Here is a 20,862-nt window from a genome sequence, read left to right on the forward strand (position 1 = left end):
AAAGGCCGGAGGCAAAACCTCCGGCCTTTCTGTTTGAAGCCGGGCTCCCAGGGGCCGAAGCCCCTGGGAACACGCCGGCGATCTGGCACCACAGCCCCTCGCCGGCTTCCGGGGAGGACCTCAGAAGAAACCGACCTTGTTCGGGCTGTAGGACACGAGCAGGTTCTTGGTCTGCTGGTAATGATCGAGCATCATCTTGTGGGTCTCGCGACCGATGCCCGACTGCTTGTAGCCGCCAAAGGCAGCGCCCGCGGGATAGACGTGATAGCAATTCGTCCATACGCGGCCCGCTTCGATGCCCCGGCCGGCCCGATAGGCAATGTTGGTATCACGGCTCCAGACGCCTGCGCCCAGACCGTAAACCGTGTCATTGGCGATTTCGAGCGCCTCTTCCACCGTCTTGAAGGTGGTGACGGAAACAACCGGCCCGAAGATTTCCTCCTGGAAAATCCGCATCTTGTTGTTGCCTTCGAAGACGGTCGGCTGGATGTAATAGCCATCCTTCAGATCGCCCGTCAGCGTCTTGCGGTCGCCGCCGGTCAGAACCCTGGCGCCTTCCTTCTTGCCTATCTCCAGATAGCTCATGATCTTGTCGAACTGTTCCTGCGAGGCCTGCGCGCCCAGCATGGTCGACGGATTGAGCGGATCGTCCTGGCTGATCGCCTGAACGCGCTTGATCGCCTTTTCCATGAAGCGGTCATAGATCGATTCATGCACCAGCGCACGCGACGGGCAGGTGCAGACTTCGCCCTGATTGAGCGCGAAGAAGGCGAAACCTTCGAGCGCCTTGTCGAGGAAGGCATCGTCCTCGTTCATCACGTCGGCAAAGAAGATGTTCGGCGACTTGCCACCCAGCTCCAGCGTGATGTTGGTGACGTTATCGGCCGCATAACGCATGATTTCCTTACCGACCGAGGTGGAGCCGGTAAAGGCGATCTTGGCGATGCGGTTGCTCTGCGCCAGCGGCTTGCCGGCTTCGAGACCCGTGCCGTTGACGATGTTGAGGACGCCGGGCGGCAGCAGGTCTTCGATCAGTTCCATCACGATGAGAATCGAGGCCGGTGTCTGTTCCGCCGGCTTCAGCACCACGCAATTGCCTGCTGCAAGCGCCGGTGCGAGTTTCCACGCAGCCATCAGGATCGGGAAGTTCCACGGAATGATCTGGCCGACGACGCCGAGCGGCTCATGGAAATGATAGGCGACCGTATCGTTGTCGATTTCACCGATCGTGCCTTCCTGGGCGCGGATGCAGCCCGCGAAATAACGGAAATGGTCGATGGCGAGCGGAATATCCGCATTGGTGGTCTCGCGCAGCGGCTTGCCGTTATCCCAGGTTTCGGCCCGGGCGATGAGATCGAGATTGTCCTCGATCCGCTGGGCGATCTTGAGCAGGATGTTGGAGCGTTCGGTTATGCTGGTCTTGCCCCATTTGTCGCGAGCCTTGTGGGCTGCGTCAAGCGCGAACTCGATGTCGGATGCGTCCGAGCGCGGCACTTCGCAGATCTTGTGGCCGGTGACCGGCGAAAGATTATCCATGTAGCGGCCGGATTTCGGCTCCACCCATTTGCCGCCGATGTAATTGCCGTATTTCAGCTTGAAGGGCGCTTCGCCCGCTTTCTGCTGAACCTGAATGTTCATGATTTCATCCTCCCTGATGAAAACGATCCGCAGCGGACCGCATGAGAGGAAGGTGGGCCTAGATGGCGCGGTTCGGTAGAGGGGCGGCGCGGTTCCGCAGCGCACATTGTCTCACATCTGCGACAAAGGCACCTCGATCCGGCATGATTGGCCGGAACGCACCCGCACGCACCTTAGTGCACGTCGAATTTCTTCATCTTGCGGTGAAGCGTGGCGCGGCTGATGCCGAGCAGCGAAGCGGCCTGCGTGACATTGCCGTTGGTGCGCGACAACACGCGCCGCAGCGCCGAGCGCTCCGCTTCCGCAAGATCGGAACCGCCATCGTGGCGCTGTTCCTGAAGAACATCGGCGGCGGGCAGTCCCTGTGCGATGCGGGCGTCGTCCAGCTTCAACGCAAGGCGTGCGGCACGGGTCGCACCCAGCACGAGATCGTCCTGATCTACGGCGAGCAGCGACAGCGCCGCGCCGAAACCGCTCGGGACGACGACGATGCGCGCACCCGGAAAGGCGCGGCGGAAAAGATTGCCCTCGATGCGCTGTGCCGCATCCTTCACCGCCTGGGTGACGAAGGAGAAAGTCATCTCGTTGATGTCGTCGCGGCAGGTGGAAATATCGAGCGCGCCCGTCACCCGGCCGGTATGATCGCGGATGGGAGCCGTGGTGCAGCAGAGTTCGGTATTCGACGTGAAGAAATGCTGATCGCGGTAGACCACCACCGAGCGCTCATCCACCAGTGCCGTGCCGATACCGTTGGTGCCCACGCTTTCTTCGCTCCAGACCGCCCCGGACCAGAGGCCAAGCGCCCGGAAATCACGATCATCGCCAGAGGCGCCGCGCCGCTCCAGCGCAACGCCCTGCGCGTCGGTCAAAAGCAGGCAGCAGCCGGATCTGCCGACGCTTTGGAAAATGCGGTCGAGTTCATCCGTGCTTTCGGCAATCAGGCCGGCCGCACTTTCGCGGGCGCGGCGGAACTCATATTCGCTGAGAAAGATCGGCTTGCGGTTTTCCTCCGGTGCAAGATGATGTTTGACCATGCAGCGACGCCAGGAGGCGACAATCGGAGAACTTGCGGCTGCAGAACGATGGCGCGCGGTTTCATACACGCGTTCCGCATGGGCGATGTCTGTCGGCATACGCTCCTCCCAAAGCTTTTCGGCGATGGTGCGCTGGAAGCGGCCATGTTTCAACAAAAAATTTCGCGACCGGCCTTGCCGGGCGCAGCCGCAGGCGCCGCCGGACTATCGGACCGCCTTGAAATAACGCCGGCCGGCGGTCACGTCCGTTTCATCCTCGGCCGAGAGGAACGTATCGTCCACGAGATTGGCGATGGAGGTCAGCGGACCGGGCTTGCCGAAAAAGAAGCCCTGCACCTGCAGGCAACCTTCACGCCGCAGAAACTCGATATGGGCCTTGGTTTCGACCCCTTCCGCAAGCACCGGAATATTGAGGCTGTGCGCCAGAATGAGCGTCGAGCGAACGATCGCCTCAGACTGCACGTTGGTCGACAGGCCATCGATGAAAGCGCGGTCGATCTTGATCTTGTCGAAGGGGAAGCTCTGCAGCGTCGAAAGCGAGGAATAGCCCGTGCCGTAGTCATCCATGGCGATCTTGACGCCGAGCGACTTGAGTTTGCGGATGGTGACGAGCGCGTGGCGATGGTCGGCGATGATGCTGCCTTCGGTAATTTCCAGCTCGAGCCTTTCCGGTGCAAGCCCCGTCTCGGCGAGAATTTTCTCAACCTTGTCGGGGAAATCATTATCCGCAAGCTGCTGCGGCGCGACGTTAACGGCAATGGCGAGTGACTTTTTCCACCGCGCAGCCTGCGCGCAGGCTTCTCTCAGAACCCATTCGCCCAGTTCGACGATAAAGCCGGTCTGTTCGGCGATCGGAATGAATTCGGTCGGCGAGACCATGCCCCGTTCGGGATGGTTCCAGCGCAAAAGCGCTTCAAAACCGACGATGCTGCCGCTTTTGGTGTCGTTCTGCTGCTGGTAATAAAGCTCGAACTCGTTATTGGCGAGGCCGCTGCGCATGGCGACGGCCAGCACGTTGCGCTCACGCGCGGCCTCGTCCATGGATTTGTCGTAAAAGCATATGGTGTCCGAAGTACCGCTTTTTGCCCGGTACATGGCGACATCCGCCTGGGCCATCAGCGTATCGGCATCGATGGAGCCGGTATTGCGAACCGATATGCCGACGCTTGCGCCGACCGAAAATGTCTGTCCGTTCCATTCCACCGGCTTGCTGATCTGCTCGATCAATCGCTGGGCGAATTCCGCGCCGTCTGCGCGGGTGTAGTAGGAATGGGTCATCGCCACGAATTCATCGCCGCCCATGCGCGCCAGAAACTCTCCGGTCTTCAGCACGGAACTCGCGCGGTCGGCGATGGCGCGCAGCACGGCGTCGCCCGCCGCATGGCCATGCACGTCATTGATTTCCTTGAAACGGTCGAGATCAATGGACAGGAGCGCCGTATGCGCGCCCATCGAGACATGGCGTGTGCGGCGATTGAGATGTTCGATGAATGCCGCCCGGTTGGGAATGCCTGTCAGCGGATCGTGCAACGAAAGATGGCGATAGCGGGCAACCGCCTGCTGGGTGGACTGCGCATCGATGACATAAGTGGAAAGCCCGAGCGCCAGAAGCAGAAGCGTCACCGCAATGGCGCCTCCGCCCATGATGGCCGGCGGAAGCAGGTTTTCCGGAATGACGATGCGCGGGTCGAAGGCGAAGGACATCGACGCCATGCCGGTATAATGCATCGAGGCAATGGCGAGGATGAGAAAGGCCACCGCGCTATACTGGCAGAAACGGTTAACAGGCCGGGCAACGCGATTGACCGCAATGGCGCCCAGCACAGCTCCCAATATCAGCGAGGCGATGACATAAGCCTGATCCCAGAAAATCATGCCCTGAACATTATAGGCGGCCATACCCGTATAATGCATTGCCGCAATGCCGAGGCCGAGAACCACGCCACCAGCTTCCACCAGCACGCTGCGCCCGCCATAGGCGGAAATGCCGAGGCCGGCAGTCGTTGTGGTAATGGCAATCAGAAGCGACAGCCCGGTCAGATAGGGATCGTATCCCACATCGCCCGCCGCGACATAGCCCAGCATCGCCACGAAATGGGTGGTCCATATCGCCGCCCCGCCATTGACGCCCGCCAGAAACAGCCAGTTGACCTTCTGCACGCCCGTCGCCAGACGTGCTTTCGAAAAAAGGCGCATCGACACGAAACTGCCCAGCATGCAGACGAAGACCGCTGCGGCGGTGTATCGATAGTCGTGATCGATGGTGAGGCACTGGAGAACTTTGAACATTGTCATCTACGCAATTGGAATTTTGCATAGCCTTATCATTCGCCAAGTTTTCACCCGGTTTATGTGCATGGATAAGCATATATTAAAGGTTGCAACAAACGAGTGAATTAGTGAAAACTAATAAAATTACAAAGCGGCACCCGGCAAAAACGGGCCGCTCTTGTCTTTATGCACCGTTTGTATTATAGCGCCCGCACCCGTGTAGACACCCTTGGAGGCAACGCGGGCGGGATGGCCTTTGGCCTCTCCGGTTCAGGCCGCTTCATTCGGCGTGAACTCTCCATATAACCTCGAAAGGAATTGCCATGAGCAAAGAATCGTATGAGCTCAAGGCCGAGGCGCGCGAACGAGTTGGTAAGGGGTCCTCTCGTGAACTTCGCCGCAACGGTTTGATTCCCGCTGTCATCTATGGTGACAAGCAGGCCCCCATTTCCATCGCGCTCTCGACCAACGAAGTCACCAAGCGTATCCACGCTGGCGGTTTCATGACGACGGTTGCGACCATCGACGTCGACGGCAAGAAGATCAAGGTTCTCCCGAAGGACTACCAGCTTGATCCGGTCCGCGACTTCACCATGCACGTCGACTTCCTGCGCGTTTCGGGCAACACGCTCGTCAACGTCGAAGTTCCGGTTCACTTCGTCAACGAAGAAAAGTCGGACATCAAGATCGGCGGCGTTCTGAACATCGTTCGCCACACGGTGGAATTCCACTGCCCGGCCAACGACATTCCGGAGTTCATCACGGTCGATCTCGCTGGTCTGAAGATCGGCGACAACGTCCACATTTCGAATGTGAAGCTGCCGAAAAACATCACGCCGGTTATCGCCGACCGTGACTTCACGATCGCAACGATCGTCGCTCCGGCCGCTGGCGTTGCAGAAGAAACGACCGAAGAAGCTTCCGAGGAATAATCGGCGGCCGCAAGGCCGGATAGCTTTGAACAATGAGGCCCGTTCCGTTTTCGGAACGGGCCTTTTAGTTTTTATGAACTTTAAAACCAGAAAGCTTGCCATCCTCACCTGATACGGAACCCGTTTCAGTGTCGATTAACACTTCCATGAAACGATACCCTCGCGCTGTCGTGGAACACTGGCCGGGCTGAGGAAATGCGTGGGAAAACAGGCTTTTGCCGAAAACCCTCGCAAAACCCTCCGGGCGGAGGAAACGGGCGCAGCAAGTCTGGGGCAAAGGGTAGCTGCAATCGAACATGGCTCATTCCGTCGAAAGTCGCTTTATCGCGATTGTTTCCGGCGCACTTCTTACAGTGGTCGCCCCGCTCTTCACGCTTTTGCTGACGCTCTCATATCACGAAGCCATTCGCGGCCAGCGTAACCACCTTGAGATTCTGCTGTCGACCAATGCGCAGGCGCTTGCCCGGCCCCTGTGGGACCTGGATGACGACACGATAAACCAGATTACCGGAACTCTCGTTTCCGATCCCATCATCCGCATGGTCGAAGTCAAGGATACATCCGGCCAGCTTGATGTCGTCCAGACTGCCGGCAGCGACATCATTCAGGATGCCGCCTCGATGACCCGCGAGGTCACCTACAAGACCACAAAGGGCACCGTCACCGTCGGGCAACTGACGGTCTATTACGACGATGTCGGCCTTCTGACTTCTCTCAGCCGCACCGAACTGGCCTTCATCACGATTTTCATACTCGCCGTCCTTACCATCGTTCTTGCCGCCATCGCCGGCAATCGCTTCATGGTCATCCGCCCGCTGATGCGGCTCGCGGCCGCCATCGAGGCGACGCGGCGTCTCGGCTCGCGCCACCACGTCGACTGGCGCTCGAAGGACGAAATCGGCCGGCTGGCGAAAAGCTTCAACGAAATGCAGACCCAGCTCGAAAAGGAAGAGCTGGAGATCAAAAATGCGCATGAGCGCAAGACGGAAATCTACAACCGCACGCCCGCGATGCTGTTTTCGCTCGACAGACACGACCGCATTGCCGCCGTCAGTGACTATTGGGTGCAGGCGACCGGTTACGACCGCACCCGGATACTCGGCCTGAATTTCGCCGATCTCATCCATCCCGATGACCGGCTTCTGTTCCAGCAGCGCAAGACGGCTCATCCCCTGCCCGATGCCTCGCATAGCGGCATTACGGTCCGCTTCCATTGCATGGATGGCAGCCTCATGGATGCGCTCATCCTCGAAAAGGCCCTTGATTCCGGCGATACGGCCCATCAGAGCACCTGCCTCTGCGTCATGACGGACGTGACCGAACTGCGCCAGTCGGAAAAGCGCAACCGCCAGCAGGCCATTTCCGACCACCTGACCGGCCTTTTCAACCGCCAGGGCTTCGAGGCCATTCTCGACCTGCAAATCCGCGATGCGGACCGCAACGGCAGCGAGCTGGCCTGTCTCTTCATCGACCTCGACCGGTTCAAGGCGATCAACGACAATCTCGGCCATGCCGCGGGCGACGCCGTTCTCAAACAGTTCACGTTGAAGCTCGAACCGCTGCTGACACCGCTGGACAGCGCATCGCGGCTGGGCGGCGACGAATTCGCCATTCTTCTGGCCGGTGACAAGGTGGAAGAGCGCGCCCTGCAATTCTGCGAGCGCATCTGCGCCATGCTCGACACGCCCTTCGAGATCGAAAGCAACAGCATCCGCCTCAGCGCCAGCATCGGCATGGCGGTCTATCCCCTGCACGCCGCGAGCGCCTCCGAGCTTTTGCAGAATGCCGACATGGCCATGTATACCCGCAAGCGCACGGGCAAGAACGGCTCGCAGGTCTTCGACAGTTCGATCATGGACCGGGCGCGCGAACATGCGGAGCTGGAACGGGATATCGCGCAGGCGCTTTCCGAAGACTGGTTCGAGGCCTATTTCCAGCCGATTCAAGACCTCGCCACCGGCCAGACGGCGGGTTTCGAGGCGTTGCTGCGTCTCAACCATCCGGACAAGGGCCTGCTTTCCCCGGCCGCAATCGTCAGCCTTGCGGAAGAAAACGGCACTATCCGCCGCATCGGCAATGTCATTCTCGATCAGTCTATCGCCAATCTCGCCCGGCTGTCGCGCCTGCCGGGCATGGAACAGACCTATGTGGCGGTGAATTTCTCGCCCCTGCAATTCGAACCGGGATTGCCGACGCGCATCGCCGGCGTTCTGCACCGCCATGGCATTCTTCCCAGACGGCTGGTCATCGAGATCACCGAAGCCGTTATCATGAAGGACGATCCGCAGGTCCGGGCGATCCTCAATGCCATCCAACAACTCGGCTGCCGCATCGCGCTGGATGATTTCGGCACGGGTTATTCCTCGCTTAGCTATCTCAGCCGTTTTCCGGTCGATATCGTCAAGATCGACCAGTCCTTCACCCGCTCGATCTGCGACGACAGGATGGACATCAGGCAGCGCAACCGCATGCTGGTCGAAGGCATCGCGGCCATCTCGCACAAGATGAACTGCGCCGTCATTGCCGAGGGCGTCGAGACGGAAGAACAGAAGGCGCTTCTGAGCGATATAGGCGCGGATTTCGGGCAGGGTTATTTCTTCGCGCGTCCGCAGCCGGTCGAAAGGCTGATCTCCTCACTCGACACGGCGTCCGGGCAGAACCGCGCCGCTGCGCGGCAAGCATGAATCGGCAGGGGGCAGCCATGGGATTGATCCGCTTTTGCCTGATCTTTCTTGCACTCGCCACTCCGGCCAGCGCGGCCAAGCTCTTCCTGACCACCGAGGTCTATCCGCCCTATAATCTGCAGGCCAGCGACGGCAGCGTGCGGGGTGTCTATTTCGACCAGCTCAGAACCGTGCTCGAAGACACCGGCACCAGTTACGAGGTCGCCGTCATGCCCTGGGCGCGGGCCATCGCACTGGCCAGAACGCAGGCCATGCACTGCGTCTTCGCCGCTGCGAGAACACCGGAGCGGGAAAAACAGTTCAAATGGGTCACGCCGATCCATATCGACCGCAACATTCTCGTGGCGCGCCGCAACGCGAATATCGAAGCCTTCAGCCTTGAGGAAGCCAAGAAATATCGGGTGGGAACCCAGCGTGGAGATTATACCGAAGCGCTTCTGGAAAAGCTCGGTTTCCCGCAGGTGGATGTCGGCGCGGATTTCGAGATCACGCTTCACAAGCTGAAGGCCGGCCGCATCGACCTGATGCCCATGTCTGAAAGCACCTTCAAAAGCCTGCCCGCCGACACGTTCAGCGAAGTGATAACTCTCTCCCGGCAGCAGCTTGGACTTGCCTGCAACAAAAGCGTGCCCGACGAGGTCATCGCGAAATTACAGGCCCGGCTGGACAGGCTGATCGCCGATGGAACGCAGCAGCGGATATTCGACCGCTACAATCTCGTCAGCCCCTGATCCCATCCGAAATTCCATAAAAAGATTGACAGCCGGCGGTTTTCGGGGTGGTGACAACAGCATCATCAGGCAAAACGCGGACATGCCCCATGAAGATCATCGCAGGACTTGGTAATCCCGGCGCGCAATATGCGGGAAACCGTCACAATATCGGCTTCATGGCCGTCGATGCGCTGCAGCGCCTGCCGTCCTTTGCGCCCTGGTCGAAAAAATTCAAGGCGGAGATTTCCGAAGGCGAGATCGGCGGTGAAAAGGTCCTGCTGATGAAGCCGCTGACCTATATGAACCTTTCGGGTGAGTCCGTCGGCGAAGCCATGCGCTTTTTCAAGCTCGCGCCGGCAGATATCATCGCCATCCACGACGAACTGGATTTGCCGGCCGGCCGCGCCCGCATCAAGACCGGCGGCGGCCATGGCGGTCACAACGGCCTGAAATCGCTCGACGCCCATTGCGGCAGGGACTATCGCCGCCTGCGTCTCGGCATCGGCCATCCCGGTGACAAGGAACGGGTGCACGGCCACGTGCTCGGCGATTTCGCCAAGGCAGACCGGGTCTGGCTCGATCCGCTTCTGGACGCCATTGCCGACAATGCCGCCATGCTGGTGAAAGCCGAGGATTCGCAGCTGATGAACAAGCTGGCGCTCGCCACGGGCAGCAAGCCGGAAGCCGAAAAGCCGGCCAAGGCAGCCAAACCCGCCGCACAGTCCCATATCCATCAGGCACGCAACAGCGCCCAGCCGAAAAAGCTGCCGGAAACCGGCCCGATGGCCGAAATGCTGCAACGCATGTTCAGCAAGAAGGACTAGATCGCAAATGTCTTCGGAGCCCATCGTTCTGCGCGCAGCCGGAGCCAGCGATCTGGCCGGATTGCTTGACCTTTACCGGGCGCTCAATCCGTCCGACCGTGAAATGACGGCAGAAGAAGCGAACACGGCTTTCGCAGCCATGCTCGCCCAGCCGGGCCTGACCGTATTTCTTGCGACCGAACGCGAAGAAGCGGTCGCCACCGCCACGCTGCAGATCGTTCCGAACCTGACGCGCGCCGCCCGCCCCTATGCCCTTATTGAAAACGTGGTGACGCTGGAGAACCGTCGCGGCTGCGGATATGGCCGCGCGGTGGTGCGCCATGCCGTCGAGGCCGCTTTTGCGGCGAACTGCTACAAGGTGATGCTGCTGACCGGGCGACAACGCCCGGAGGTCCACGCCTTTTACGAAAGCTGCGGTTTCGTGCAGAACAAGACGGGTTTTCAGATAAGGCAGGATTAACGCTCACTCCTCCGGCTCGGTGGTGAACATCAGCGGAAAACCCGCTTCCTTGCCGAGATCGGTCGCTTCCTTGGCCTTGGTCTCGGCGATATCGCGCTCGCAGACAACGACGACAGCGCTGCCGAAGCGGTGCGCCGTCATCATCACCCGGTGGCCGGTCTCCTCACTCATGCGGAAGACGGCTTTCAACACCACGGTAACGAACTCACGCGGCGTATAGTCGTCATTCAGCAGAATGACCTTGTAGAGCTTCGGCCGCTCCAGCTTCGGTTTGACTTTCGGCTTCGGCTTGAGATCGACAGGACTGTCACTCATCATGGTCGCTCGTGCCTGTCGCTCATCGCGGTTGTTCATGGGAAAACCCCGTTGATGACGAAAGATCGATCGCTTGACCGGCTTATATTGCGCCGCAACCGCAGCATCGGCAACCCTGCCCGAAATTCCGCACCATTAAAGGGGCTTTGCCCGCACAAATCGGCCCGCGGGCTTGACCTTGCCCTGCCCTTTCCGCAAAAGGCTCCTCAACGAATTCTTTCAAACGGACAGGTTTCAAGCCATGGGCTTCAAATGCGGTATCGTTGGATTGCCAAATGTCGGCAAGTCCACTCTCTTCAACGCGCTGACGAAAACGGCAGCGGCGCAGGCGGCCAACTATCCCTTCTGCACCATCGAGCCGAACACCGGCGAAGTGGCGGTTCCGGATGCGCGCATGAAAATCCTCGCCGACATTGCCGGCTCGAAGGAAATCATCCCCACCCGCATCTCCTTCTTGGATATTGCCGGCCTGGTGCGCGGCGCATCGAAGGGCGAAGGCCTCGGCAACCAGTTCCTCGCCAATATCCGCGAAGTGGACGCCGTGGTTCACGTTCTGCGCTGCTTCGAAGATGACGACATCACTCACGTCGAAGGCCGCATCAACCCGGTGGCCGATGCCGAAACCATCGAGACCGAGCTGATGCTTTCCGATCTCGAAAGCCTTGAGCGCCGCACGGAACAGACCCGCAAGCGCGCCACCGGCAAGGATAAGGAATCGCTGGCGCAGCTGCCGCTGATGGAAGCCTCGCTGAAGCTCCTGAACGAAGGCAAGCCGGTCCGCACCCTGCTCTCCACGCTGGATGCCGAGGAACTGCGCATCCTTCAGGGCCTCAACCTCCTGACCGCGCATCCGGTCCTCTACGTCTGCAACGTCGCCGAGAGCGACGCCGTCGACGGCAACGAACATACCAAGGCCGTTGCCGAAATGGCCAAGGCCCAGGGCGCCGAATCGGTCGTCATCTCCGCGGCGATCGAATCCGAAGTCGCACAGCTTCCCGATGAAGAGGCGAAGGAATTCCTCTCCGCCCTCGGGCTCGAGGAAGCAGGCCTCGACCGCCTGATCCGCGCCGGCTACAAGCTGCTCGATCTCATCACCTATTTCACCGTGGGCCCGAAGGAATGCCGCGCCTGGACCATCGAGCGCGGCACCAAGGCCCCGCAGGCCGCCGGCGTCATCCACTCCGATTTCGAACGCGGCTTCATCCGCGCCAACACCATCGCTTACAACGACTATGTCGCCTTCAAGGGCGAAGTCGGCGCGAAGGAAGCCGGCAAGGCTCGCGACGAAGGCAAGGAATATGTGGTTCAGGACGGCGACGTCATCCACTTCCGCTTCAATACCTGATCTGGGTTGAGGTGAGGACGGTCGGGGCGTAGTCGCCCGGACATCGCGGCACGGTTTCTTCTCCCCACCGGGGAGAAGGTGGCCCGAAGGCTCGGATGAGGGGGCAAGCTCTCCGAATATATCGATCCTCGCCCCCTCATCCCGCTGCCGCGACCGTCTCCCCCTCGGGGAGAAGAAACAAGCGGCAGCCACTCGCCCCATTCCTCTGCATCGCTTCCTCGATTTGACCTTTACGTAAAGGAAAAAATCATTTTAGATGCCGCCGATATTGACTGTGCGAAGGGAGGAAACCATGACGCCGGTCGCGACATATGCCTATGAGGATTTTTCCGTCGGTCGGGAATTTCCTTTAGGCCCGCAATCGATCTCCGCAGAGCAGATCATCGCCTTCGCCAGCGAATTCGACCCACAGCCGATGCATCTTTCCGAAGAGGCTGGCCGCCAGAGCATTCTCGGCGGGCTGGCGGCTTCCGGCTGGCACACCTGCAGCCTGCTGATGCGGATGATGGCGGACAGCTACATCTCGAACTCGACCTCGCAGGGCAGCCCCGGCATCGACTTCGTCGACTGGAAAAAGCCGGTTCTGGCGGGCGATACGCTTGTCGGAAAATCCATCGTGCTGGAACAGCGGCCCTCCGCCTCGCGCCCCGGCATCGGCCTCGTGAAATTACGCCACGAGCTTTATAACCAGCGCGGCGGTCTGGTATCGTACGGGGAAAACACCGTGATGTTCCTGATGCGTGGCAATGGAGGCGTTGCAGCATGAAACTGGCAGAACTTTCTCCCATCGGCGAACGTGTCACCCTCGACACGCTGCATTTTTCCGCCGAAGACATCATCCGTTTTGCACGCGATTTCGATCCGCAGCCCTTTCATCTCGACGCGGAAGCCGCAAAGAACAGCGTTTTCGGCGCTCTCTGCGCTTCCGGCTGGCACACCGGCGCAGGCTGGATGAAATGCTTCCTCTCTCACTGGGCCAAAGAGGTGAAAAGGTTGAAGCTACAGGGCCTTGAGCCGCCCAAACTCGGCCCCTCCCCCGGCTTTCGCGAACTCAAATGGAAAAAACCGGTCTTCGCCGGAGACGATGTCACCTATTTCGTGACCCTGCTCGAGACCCGAGCGCTGGAATCCAGGGCCGGCGTCTGGCTGAACACCACATTTAACGAGGGCGTCAACCAGTCGGGAGAAACGGTGATGACCTTCCAGAGCGGGGTTCTGGAATTCGAATAGCAAAGCGTCGGGGCAATAGCGTCACCATTGCCCCGTTACCATCTCAGTGGCCGGAAAATTCCACCAGTGTGCGCACCTCGACACCGAGGTCTTCCAGCTTCTTGCGGCCACCGAGATCGGGCAGGTCGATAACGAAACAGGCGGAAACGATTTCCGCACCCATCTGCCGCAGCAGCTTGACCGCACCTTCGGCAGTGCCGCCCGTGGCAATCAGGTCGTCGACCAGAATGACCTTTTCGCCCGGCTGGACCGCATCCACATGCATTTCCATTTCGTCGACGCCGTATTCAAGGCTGTAGGCGACACGGACGGTGGTGTGCGGCAGCTTGCCCTTCTTGCGGATCGGCACGAAACCGGCCGATAGCTGATGCGCCACCGCACCGCCCAGAATGAAGCCGCGTGCTTCCATGCCGGCGATCTTGTCGATCTTCGTTCCCGCATAGGGCTGCACGAGTTCGTCCACGGCACGGCGAAAAGCGCGGGGGTTGCCGAGCAGCGTCGTGATGTCCCGGAAGATGATGCCCGGCTTCGGATAGTCGAGAATGGAACGGATGGCAGCGGAAAGCTCCGAAGCGATAACGGTCATGGTATTTCCAGTTGAGATAAGGGAAATGGATCAGAAGGTTCGGGCCACCCTATCAACTTGACGGCTGCGGACCAACTAAAAAGGACCGGCGCTCATTCCGCCGGCAACATTCCTTCGATCCGCGCCCAGACCGGGCAGACATCATCGAAGGAATGCGACAGGGGCCGCAGCGCCTCGTCGTCCCTGTCATCGAAACTTCCAACGACCAGCGCAACCGTCGGCGCGTCGTCGACGGCGCCAAGCGTGCTGCCGCAGATCGGGCAGAAAGCCCGGCTGGAATAATCGGAGGATCGGAAAGTCGAAGGCGCGCCGCCCTCTCCCGTCCATGTCACCGCATCCTTCTCGAACTCCACCCAGGCAAGGCTGGGGGCGCCAGAATGCCGCTGGCAGATATCGCAGGAGCAAGTGTGCGGATTACCGGGCTCGCCCTTCGCTTCAAAACGGATGGAGCCGCACAGGCAGCCGCCGTTACGAATTGTCGTCATTTCCACCATCCCTCCCGGCACATGAAAAGGCCCCCACGGAAGACCGTGGGGGCCAATCACTGACGGGCATCTTCTGGATGCCGATCAATGTTCCTTGTTGGCGTAGACCGATTTCTTGGTGAGATAGATCAGCGCCGTGAAGATGAACAGGAACACCATGACCATGAAGCCGGTGCGCTTGCGCTCTTCCAGATGCGGTTCTGCCGCCCACATCAGGAACGCAGCAACGTCCTTGGAATATTGGTCCACGGTCTGCGGCGCGCCGTCGTCATAGGTTACCTGATCGGCACTGATCGGCGGCGCCATCTTTAAGGAAGTGGCGCTGACGAAGTACGGATTGAAGTGCGTGCCTTCCGACACCTTGTACTCCGAACCATCCGGGTTTTTTATGCCGGCCGGCGGATCCTGATATCCGGTCAGCAGCGCATGAATGTAATCCGGGCCGCCTTCCTGGTAACCACCGACGATCGGGATCATGTCGATGAGGAATTGCGGAAAGCCGCGCTCCACGCCACGCGCCTTGGCGAGCAGCGACATGTCGGGCGGGGCCGCTCCGCCGTTGGCGGCAGCGGCCGCCTCATGGTTGGGGAAAGGCGAAGGGAAATGATCGGAAGGCACGGCCTTGCGATTGTACATTTCACCATCGGCGTTCGGCCCGTCCTGTACCTCATATTCCGCGGCGAAAGCCTTCACCTGCTCCTCCGAATAGCCGAGATCCTCCAGCGTGCGGAAGGAAACGAGGCTCATGGAATGGCAGGCGGAGCAGACTTCCTTATAGACCTTCAGGCCGCGTTGCAGCTGGCCCTTGTCGTATTTGCCGAAGGGACCGGCAAAGGACCAGCTCTGCTCCTCGGGCTTGATGACCGGGAAGTGATTGCCGGCGATCGCATGCGTGGCCTGGGCGGCGAGATCATGGCTCTCCTCCGCCGCAAAAGCGGCGGCGGAACAGCCAATGGCGGCGAAAAGCGCGATGCTCGTGAGAAGCGTCTTCATTGTCGTCATCCTTCCTTCGCGCTCAGACTTCGGCAGCCGCAGATGCGGCACCCGTCTTGGCGGCGTTCTTTTCGAGAACGGCCTCGGTAATCGAATTTGGGATACGCCGGGGCGTTTCGACCAGACCGAGGATCGGCATGATGACGAGGAAGAAACCGAAGTAATAAAGCGTGCCGAGCTGCGAATAGCCGACATAATTGCCTTTCAGCTCGCCGGTGAGCAGGCCGAGCAGGCCAGTTCCTTCCGCCGGGCGTGAACCCAGCCAGCCGAGCATGATGGCATTGACCACGAACAGCCAGAAAAACATCTTGTACCAGGGACGATAGACGGCGGAACGCACCTTCGACGTATCGAGCCAAGGCAGGAAGAACAGCACGACGATCGCGCCGAACATCACGAGAACGCCGCCCAGCTTGGAATCGATGATCCAGATGTTGAAGGTGATGGCGCGCAGCATGGCGTAGAACGGCAGGAAGTACCATTCCGGAACGATATGCGCCGGCGTCTTCAGCGGATCGGCCATGATGTAGTTGTCGGGGTGGCCAAGGAAGTTCGGCATGTAGAACACGAACCAGGCATAACCGATCAGGAACACGGAAACGCCGAGCGCATCCTTCAGCGTCGCATAGGGCGTGAAGGGAACCGTATCGGTCTTGCTCTTCACTTCAACGCCGGTCGGGTTGGTCTGGCCGGTCACATGCAGCGCCCAGATATGCAGGATCACGACGCCTGCGATCATGAAGGGCAGCAGATAGTGAAGCGCAAAGAAGCGGTTCAGGGTCGGCTGATCAACGGCAAAGCCGCCGAGCAGGAACTGCTGGATCCATTCGCCGATGGCGGGGAACGCGGTGAAGAAGCCGGTGATAACGGTTGCGCCCCAGAAGGACATCTGGCCCCAGGGCAGAACGTAGCCCATGAAGCCTGTCGCCATCATCAGCAGGAAGATCACGCAGCCGAGAATCCAGAGGATTTCGCGCGGCGCCTTGTAGGAGCCGTAATAAAGGCCACGGGCGATGTGCAGGTAAACCGCGATGAAGAAGAACGACGCACCGTTGGCATGCATGTAGCGCAGCAGCCAGCCATGGTTGACGTCGCGCATGATCTTTTCGACGGAATTGAAGGCGACCGTCGTTTCGGCCGCATAATGCATGGCCAGCACGACGCCGGTGAGGATTTGCACCAGCAGCATGACGGAAAGCATCGCGCCGAAGGTGTAGGCGTAGTTCAGGTTACGCGGGACAGGATAGGCAACGAAGCTGTCATAGATCATGCGCGGCAAGGGAAGCCGCGAATCGATCCACCTTTCGATGCCGGTGGACGGCTGATAACTGGAATGACCACTCATGAATATCTGTCCCCTTATCCGATCTTGATCACGGTATCGGATGTGAATGCAAATGTCGGGATGGCGAGGTTTTCCGGCGCCGGACCCTTACGTATGCGGCCCGCCGTATCGTAGTGCGAGCCATGGCAGGGACAGAACCACCCGCCGAAATCGCCGGCCTGGCCGAGCGGAACGCAACCGAGATGGGTGCAGGAACCGACCATGACGATCCAGTTTTCCTTGCCCTCGCCGGCGGAGCGGTCGATATCCGTCGCCTGCGCGTCGGCGGCGATGTTGGCATTGCGCGCCACGGGATCCTTCAGATCGCCGAGAGCGACGGCCTTGGCTTCCTCGATTTCCTTCTCCGTGCGGTTGCGGATGAAAATCGGCTTGCCGCGCCACTTCACGGTAAGCGACATGCCCGGCTCGACGGCCGTGACATCCACCTCGATGGAGGCGAGCGCCAGCGTCGATGCATCGGGACGCATCTGGTCGATAAAGGGCCATGCGACGGCGGCGGCACCGACAGCGCCCGCCATTCCCGTCACTAGGTAAAGAAAATCGCGACGGGTCGGTTCACCCGAAGCGTCGTGATTGGTTACGTGCTCGCTCACCGCTACACCATCCTCTGCGCTGTTTTTGCCGTAAATCGCATGAGTCCTCCCGCTATGATTTGATCCAAGACAAACTCCGTCCCATCGTCCTGGTCATTCTCGCGGCATTTGAGAAACCGCGTCATGTGTTTGATCGCAAAATATTGACTGACTTGGCAAGAGCAAAGCACACAAAGCTGCCGTAATTCTGCCGGAGGGGGCCGATTTGGCTCGCATTTTTTCGCCGTCCTTGGCAGGCGGGCAACATTGTGCGCATCCATGCCCCATGTTAGGAGACTTCAAGGGAGAGCGCGGAAAGCAGGGATTCGGATGACGGCGAAGCTCTCTTGCATGGTCTCCACGGCGGTGGCTGCCGTTCTTTTCGTCGCCAGCCTGCGTTATGTGACGGATTTCTGGCTTCTCGCCTTCGTCACCAGTTTCCAGCTGCACATCGCCATCGTCTGTATCCTGCTCTCATGCCTCGTTTTCTGGCTGACGCGCGACGCGGTTTGGGCGCTCCTCGTCGTCTGGTCGCTTGCGCTCGCCATCCATGCCATTGCCATGCTTCTGGAATTTTCCTCATCCGCCAACCCGGCGCCGGGCGCCAAACCCTTCCGTCTGCTGTCCTTCAACGTGCTGATGGACAATGCCACCAATGCGGATGCAATTGCCGACACGATTCTCGAATCGGGTGCGGATGCCGTTTATCTCTTCGAGGCGGCAGCGCTGAAATCGGCCCTGCCGCGTCTGCAGCAAACCTATCCGCACAGGCTTGGCTGTTACACCGGAACGCCCGGGTGCGATCTGGTGATCCTTTCAAAAAGACCGTTGCTGGAAGGCCGTTTCCATAGTCTCAGCGATCTTCGGCGGGATCGGTTCGCCATAGCCCATATCGATCTTGACGGCACGGAACTGACGCTCGCCGCCGGGCATATCACCAAGCCCTATTTCGACGATTATCATCGCGACGAACTCGATGAAGTCAGTGAAATTCTCTTTCGCGTCACCGGACCGCTCATTCTGGCCGGAGATTTCAATTCTGCCAGCATCGCCCCTGACATGCGCGCTTTCCTCGCCGCCAACGATCTGAAGAAAGCGACCTTCGAACCCGCCACATGGCCGACGGAGGCCGGCCGCTTCGGCATCGCCATCGACCACATCTTCGCCCGCGAACCGGCGACGCTGATGAAAACCACTCGCCTGCCCGACAGCCTCGGTTCCAATCATTACGGCCTGATGGCGGATTTCATGATCGGGAAATAGCCGAGGGCCTTATTGCGCCGCTTCGTCCGCGGCAAGAAAACCGCCCGACTGCCGCGCCCAGAGTTCCGAATAAAGTCCGCCCTGCGTGACCAGATCGGAATGGCTGCCCTGTTCGACGATGCGCCCCTCGTCCATCACGATCAGCCGGTCGAGAGCGGCAATCGTCGACAGGCGGTGGGCGATGGCCAGCACCGTCTTGCCCTGCATCAACTCATCCAGATTGCTCTGGATCGCCGCCTCCACCTCCGAATCGAGCGCCGACGTCGCCTCATCGAGCACGAGGATCGGTGCGTCCTTCAGCATCACGCGGGCGATTGCGATGCGCTGGCGCTGGCCGCCGGACAATTTCACGCCGCGTTCGCCCACATGTGCATCGAACCCCTTGCGGCCGCGCTGATCCTCGAGCCTGGCGATGAAATCATCCGCCTTGGCGCGCCGCGTCGCCTCCTGCAATTGCGCTTCGGTGGCGTCGGTGCGGCCGAACAGGATATTGTCGCGAATGGAGCGATGCAGCAGCGACGTATCCTGCGTGACCATGCCGATATGGGCGCGCAGCGATTCCTGCGTCACTCTGGCGATATCCTGCCCGTCGATCAGGATGCGGCCTTTTTCAACATCGTAAAAGCGCAGGAGCAGATTGACGAGGGTGGATTTTCCCGCCCCGGAGCGTCCGACGATGCCTACCTTCTCGCCCGCCCTGATTTCGAGATTGAGATGGTCGATGACGCCGTTCGCGCGCCCGTAATGGAAGCTGACATTTTCGAAACGGATGCCCGGCTTCTTCACCTCCAGCACCGTTGCCTCCGGCGCATCGATGAGACCGATCGGCTGCGAAATCAGCTCGGCGGCATTCTGCACCGTGCCGAAATTGCGCATAATGCCGTTGAACTGCGTCATCAGCCGGCCGAGCAGGAAGTTGAGACGCAGCACCAGCGCCAGCGTGAAGGCCACCGCACCGGAACTGATCTTGCCGGAAAGCCACAGATCGATGCAGAGCGCCGCCATGGAGGTGATCATCACGCCGGACAACAGCGCCATGGAGGCGCGCACGCCGGTGATGAACCGGGTGAATGTCATGGTCGCATGCTGGAAAATGTCGAAACCCTGCCGCATGTAGCGGTCATTGGCATCATCTCGCCCGAACAGCCGGAGCGTCTGGATATTGCTATAGGCATCCACCATGCGGCCGGAGAGCATCGAGGCGGCTTCCGCCGTTTCCTTGGAATGGTAGCGGATACGTGGCACGAAATAGCGCGCCAGCAGCGAGAATATCCCCACCCAGACGACAACAACGACCGCAAGCCGCCAGTCCAGCCCGCCAATCAGGAACAGCATGGAAACGGAATAAATGCCGACGAACCACACGCTTTCCATCAGCGAGGTGACGAGATCGCCCGCCGCCTGCCCGCCCGACCAGACCTTGGTGACGATGCGGCCGGAAAAATCGTTCTGGAAGAAGGTCAGCGATTGCCGCGCCACATGCATATAGGATTGCCAGCGCACCAGATTGTAAAAGCCGGGTGTGATGATCTGCTGATCCACCAGCGCCGTTACCATGGTGACGATAAAACGCACGACGCCGATCAGCACCAGCATGCCCACCAGCTCGCCGCCATGGGCCGCGAGCAGCCCCGCCCAGCCCTCTTCCGGCTTTACCGTCGAGAGAATATCCACCAGCCGCCCGACGAACCAGAACAGCGCCGCCTCGATGGCCGCGGTCAGCCCGCCGAGCACCAGCATGGCGAAAAACGGCGCCTTGGCCTGCGAGATGTAAAACCAGATAAAGGCGAACGTGCTTTCAGGCGGCCGCAAATCGTCCTTGCGGGCGAAGGGCTTTATCCAGTTCTCGAAAAACTCGAAGATGCGGGTAATAACCATGATCCGGATATAGGCGGATTCCCGAAGCGGGAACAGCCGCGAAGGCTTCGGGAAGAGATTATATTTCGGTAACATTCGGGGAATGAAAAAGGGCGGGGAATGTTCCCCGCCCTTAAATCGACCCAGCGATATTTTGCGCATCGGCTGCATCCTCGCACCGTCACCCCGGGCTTGATCCGGGGTCCAGCGCGATCAAGTCCTTGCTCGCAAAAGACTCCTCTCACGGCGCGGACGTGCCGTGGCTGGATGCCCGATCTAGTCCGGCATGACGGAGGAGAGGTTGGCGCACATATC

General features: G+C 59.9%; 19 protein-coding genes. 9 read left to right on the top strand and 10 right to left on the bottom strand.

The features are described 5' to 3' along the window. Window positions 1-120 precede the first annotated feature (120 nt). The 3 genes from adh to F3H58_RS02285 form a co-directional block, all read right to left on the bottom strand. Complete coding sequence (adh, locus tag F3H58_RS02275; protein ID WP_127757805.1) at window positions 121-1,638, bottom strand: aldehyde dehydrogenase; 1,518 nt, start codon at window positions 1,636-1,638, stop codon at window positions 121-123. 173 nt (window positions 1,639-1,811) lie between these two features. Then, window positions 1,812-2,771 (bottom strand): helix-turn-helix domain-containing protein, encoded by a 960-nt coding sequence (locus F3H58_RS02280; RefSeq protein ID WP_065655946.1) that lies wholly within the window; start codon window positions 2,769-2,771, stop codon window positions 1,812-1,814. Window positions 2,772-2,876: 105 nt separating this feature from the next. After that, complete coding sequence (locus tag F3H58_RS02285; RefSeq protein WP_149741063.1) at window positions 2,877-4,961, bottom strand: putative bifunctional diguanylate cyclase/phosphodiesterase; 2,085 nt, start codon at window positions 4,959-4,961, stop codon at window positions 2,877-2,879. A 305-nt stretch (window positions 4,962-5,266) separates the two neighbouring features. Between F3H58_RS02285 and F3H58_RS02290 the strand changes: the two genes are divergently transcribed. The 5 genes from F3H58_RS02290 (at window position 5,267) to F3H58_RS02310 (ending at window position 10,556) form a co-directional block, all read left to right on the top strand. Then, the gene (locus F3H58_RS02290) at window positions 5,267-5,875 is read left to right on the top strand and encodes a 50S ribosomal protein L25/general stress protein Ctc (protein ID WP_065655715.1); all 609 of its coding nucleotides are present in this window, start codon (window positions 5,267-5,269) and stop codon (window positions 5,873-5,875) included. A 296-nt stretch (window positions 5,876-6,171) separates the two neighbouring features. Further along, window positions 6,172-8,559, top strand: coding sequence for an EAL domain-containing protein (locus F3H58_RS02295; RefSeq protein WP_149741064.1), 2,388 nt, complete (start codon window positions 6,172-6,174; stop codon window positions 8,557-8,559). A 17-nt stretch (window positions 8,560-8,576) separates the two neighbouring features. Then, window positions 8,577-9,290 carry a substrate-binding periplasmic protein gene (locus F3H58_RS02300; protein WP_149741065.1) on the top strand — a complete coding sequence of 238 codons (714 nt, stop codon included), beginning with the start codon at window positions 8,577-8,579 and terminating at the stop codon, window positions 9,288-9,290. Window positions 9,291-9,379: 89 nt separating this feature from the next. Next, complete coding sequence (gene pth / locus F3H58_RS02305) at window positions 9,380-10,096, top strand: aminoacyl-tRNA hydrolase (RefSeq protein ID WP_149741066.1); 717 nt, start codon at window positions 9,380-9,382, stop codon at window positions 10,094-10,096. A 7-nt stretch (window positions 10,097-10,103) separates the two neighbouring features. After that, complete coding sequence (locus F3H58_RS02310; protein ID WP_149741067.1) at window positions 10,104-10,556, top strand: GNAT family N-acetyltransferase; 453 nt, start codon at window positions 10,104-10,106, stop codon at window positions 10,554-10,556. A 3-nt stretch (window positions 10,557-10,559) separates the two neighbouring features. On the opposite strand, the gene clpS is transcribed toward F3H58_RS02310, so the two are convergent. Beyond that, the gene (gene clpS / locus F3H58_RS02315; protein ID WP_035260429.1) at window positions 10,560-10,871 is read right to left on the bottom strand and encodes an ATP-dependent Clp protease adapter ClpS; all 312 of its coding nucleotides are present in this window, start codon (window positions 10,869-10,871) and stop codon (window positions 10,560-10,562) included. A gap of 241 nt (window positions 10,872-11,112) precedes the next feature. Here clpS and ychF point away from each other — a divergent pair, with 241 nt between their 5' ends. From ychF to F3H58_RS02330, 3 genes are all read left to right on the top strand, one after another. Continuing rightward, window positions 11,113-12,216, top strand: coding sequence for a redox-regulated ATPase YchF (gene ychF, locus F3H58_RS02320; protein ID WP_149741068.1), 1,104 nt, complete (start codon window positions 11,113-11,115; stop codon window positions 12,214-12,216). 292 nt (window positions 12,217-12,508) lie between these two features. Next, window positions 12,509-12,982 carry a MaoC family dehydratase gene (locus tag F3H58_RS02325; protein WP_149741069.1) on the top strand — a complete coding sequence of 158 codons (474 nt, stop codon included), beginning with the start codon at window positions 12,509-12,511 and terminating at the stop codon, window positions 12,980-12,982. After that, window positions 12,979-13,446: a MaoC family dehydratase gene (locus F3H58_RS02330; protein ID WP_059757406.1), complete on the top strand. Its 468-nt coding sequence runs from the start codon at window positions 12,979-12,981 to the stop codon at window positions 13,444-13,446. Before F3H58_RS02325 ends, F3H58_RS02330 begins: the two co-directional genes overlap by 4 nt. A gap of 43 nt (window positions 13,447-13,489) precedes the next feature. Here F3H58_RS02330 and F3H58_RS02335 read toward each other — a convergent pair whose 3' ends face one another. The 5 genes from F3H58_RS02335 to petA all read right to left on the bottom strand — a co-directional run bounded on the left by F3H58_RS02335 (window position 13,490) and on the right by petA (window position 17,448). Continuing rightward, window positions 13,490-14,032, bottom strand: a complete 543-nt coding sequence (locus F3H58_RS02335; protein ID WP_149741070.1) for an adenine phosphoribosyltransferase — start codon at window positions 14,030-14,032, stop codon at window positions 13,490-13,492. A 92-nt stretch (window positions 14,033-14,124) separates the two neighbouring features. Beyond that, the gene (locus F3H58_RS02340; protein ID WP_149741071.1) at window positions 14,125-14,517 is read right to left on the bottom strand and encodes a GFA family protein; all 393 of its coding nucleotides are present in this window, start codon (window positions 14,515-14,517) and stop codon (window positions 14,125-14,127) included. 84 nt (window positions 14,518-14,601) lie between these two features. Beyond that, the gene (locus F3H58_RS02345) at window positions 14,602-15,510 is read right to left on the bottom strand and encodes a cytochrome c1 (RefSeq protein WP_149741072.1); all 909 of its coding nucleotides are present in this window, start codon (window positions 15,508-15,510) and stop codon (window positions 14,602-14,604) included. Between the two features lie 22 nt (window positions 15,511-15,532). Continuing rightward, window positions 15,533-16,855 (bottom strand): cytochrome b, encoded by a 1,323-nt coding sequence (locus F3H58_RS02350; RefSeq protein ID WP_065655707.1) that lies wholly within the window; start codon window positions 16,853-16,855, stop codon window positions 15,533-15,535. Window positions 16,856-16,869: 14 nt separating this feature from the next. Further along, window positions 16,870-17,448, bottom strand: a complete 579-nt coding sequence (gene petA / locus F3H58_RS02355) for a ubiquinol-cytochrome c reductase iron-sulfur subunit (protein ID WP_065655706.1) — start codon at window positions 17,446-17,448, stop codon at window positions 16,870-16,872. Window positions 17,449-17,757: 309 nt separating this feature from the next. On the opposite strand from petA, the gene F3H58_RS02360 reads away from it, so the two are divergent. Further along, on the top strand, window positions 17,758-18,690 hold the full coding sequence (locus tag F3H58_RS02360; protein WP_149741073.1) for an endonuclease/exonuclease/phosphatase family protein: 933 nt from the start codon (window positions 17,758-17,760) through the stop codon (window positions 18,688-18,690). A gap of 9 nt (window positions 18,691-18,699) precedes the next feature. Here the strand turns inward: F3H58_RS02360 and F3H58_RS02365 are convergent, their stop codons facing one another. After that, entirely contained in the window at window positions 18,700-20,709 is a 2,010-nt protein-coding gene (locus F3H58_RS02365) for an ABC transporter ATP-binding protein (protein ID WP_502706409.1), read from the bottom strand. Window positions 20,710-20,862 lie beyond the last annotated feature (153 nt).

Origin of the sequence: Rhizobium sp. NFACC06-2 (genome assembly GCF_900101425.1) — a bacterium.
Taxonomy (GTDB): Bacteria; Pseudomonadota; Alphaproteobacteria; order Rhizobiales; family Rhizobiaceae; genus Agrobacterium; species Agrobacterium leguminum.

Coding starts and splice junctions, on each gene's coding strand:
- adh (WP_127757805.1), bottom strand. CDS start 1,638: ATGAACATTCAGGTTCAGCAGAAAGCGGGCGAAGCGCCCTTCAAGCTG.
- F3H58_RS02280 (WP_065655946.1), bottom strand. CDS start 2,771: ATGCCGACAGACATCGCCCATGCGGAACGCGTGTATGAAACCGCGCGC.
- F3H58_RS02285 (WP_149741063.1), bottom strand. CDS start 4,961: ATGTTCAAAGTTCTCCAGTGCCTCACCATCGATCACGACTATCGATAC.
- F3H58_RS02290 (WP_065655715.1), top strand. CDS start 5,267: ATGAGCAAAGAATCGTATGAGCTCAAGGCCGAGGCGCGCGAACGAGTT.
- F3H58_RS02295 (WP_149741064.1), top strand. CDS start 6,172: ATGGCTCATTCCGTCGAAAGTCGCTTTATCGCGATTGTTTCCGGCGCA.
- F3H58_RS02300 (WP_149741065.1), top strand. CDS start 8,577: ATGGGATTGATCCGCTTTTGCCTGATCTTTCTTGCACTCGCCACTCCG.
- pth (WP_149741066.1), top strand. CDS start 9,380: ATGAAGATCATCGCAGGACTTGGTAATCCCGGCGCGCAATATGCGGGA.
- F3H58_RS02310 (WP_149741067.1), top strand. CDS start 10,104: ATGTCTTCGGAGCCCATCGTTCTGCGCGCAGCCGGAGCCAGCGATCTG.
- clpS (WP_035260429.1), bottom strand. CDS start 10,871: ATGAGTGACAGTCCTGTCGATCTCAAGCCGAAGCCGAAAGTCAAACCG.
- ychF (WP_149741068.1), top strand. CDS start 11,113: ATGGGCTTCAAATGCGGTATCGTTGGATTGCCAAATGTCGGCAAGTCC.
- F3H58_RS02325 (WP_149741069.1), top strand. CDS start 12,509: ATGACGCCGGTCGCGACATATGCCTATGAGGATTTTTCCGTCGGTCGG.
- F3H58_RS02330 (WP_059757406.1), top strand. CDS start 12,979: ATGAAACTGGCAGAACTTTCTCCCATCGGCGAACGTGTCACCCTCGAC.
- F3H58_RS02335 (WP_149741070.1), bottom strand. CDS start 14,032: ATGACCGTTATCGCTTCGGAGCTTTCCGCTGCCATCCGTTCCATTCTC.
- F3H58_RS02340 (WP_149741071.1), bottom strand. CDS start 14,517: ATGACGACAATTCGTAACGGCGGCTGCCTGTGCGGCTCCATCCGTTTT.
- F3H58_RS02345 (WP_149741072.1), bottom strand. CDS start 15,510: ATGAAGACGCTTCTCACGAGCATCGCGCTTTTCGCCGCCATTGGCTGT.
- F3H58_RS02350 (WP_065655707.1), bottom strand. CDS start 16,855: ATGAGTGGTCATTCCAGTTATCAGCCGTCCACCGGCATCGAAAGGTGG.
- F3H58_RS02360 (WP_149741073.1), top strand. CDS start 17,758: ATGACGGCGAAGCTCTCTTGCATGGTCTCCACGGCGGTGGCTGCCGTT.
- F3H58_RS02365 (WP_502706409.1), bottom strand. CDS start 20,709: ATGCGCAAAATATCGCTGGGTCGATTTAAGGGCGGGGAACATTCCCCG.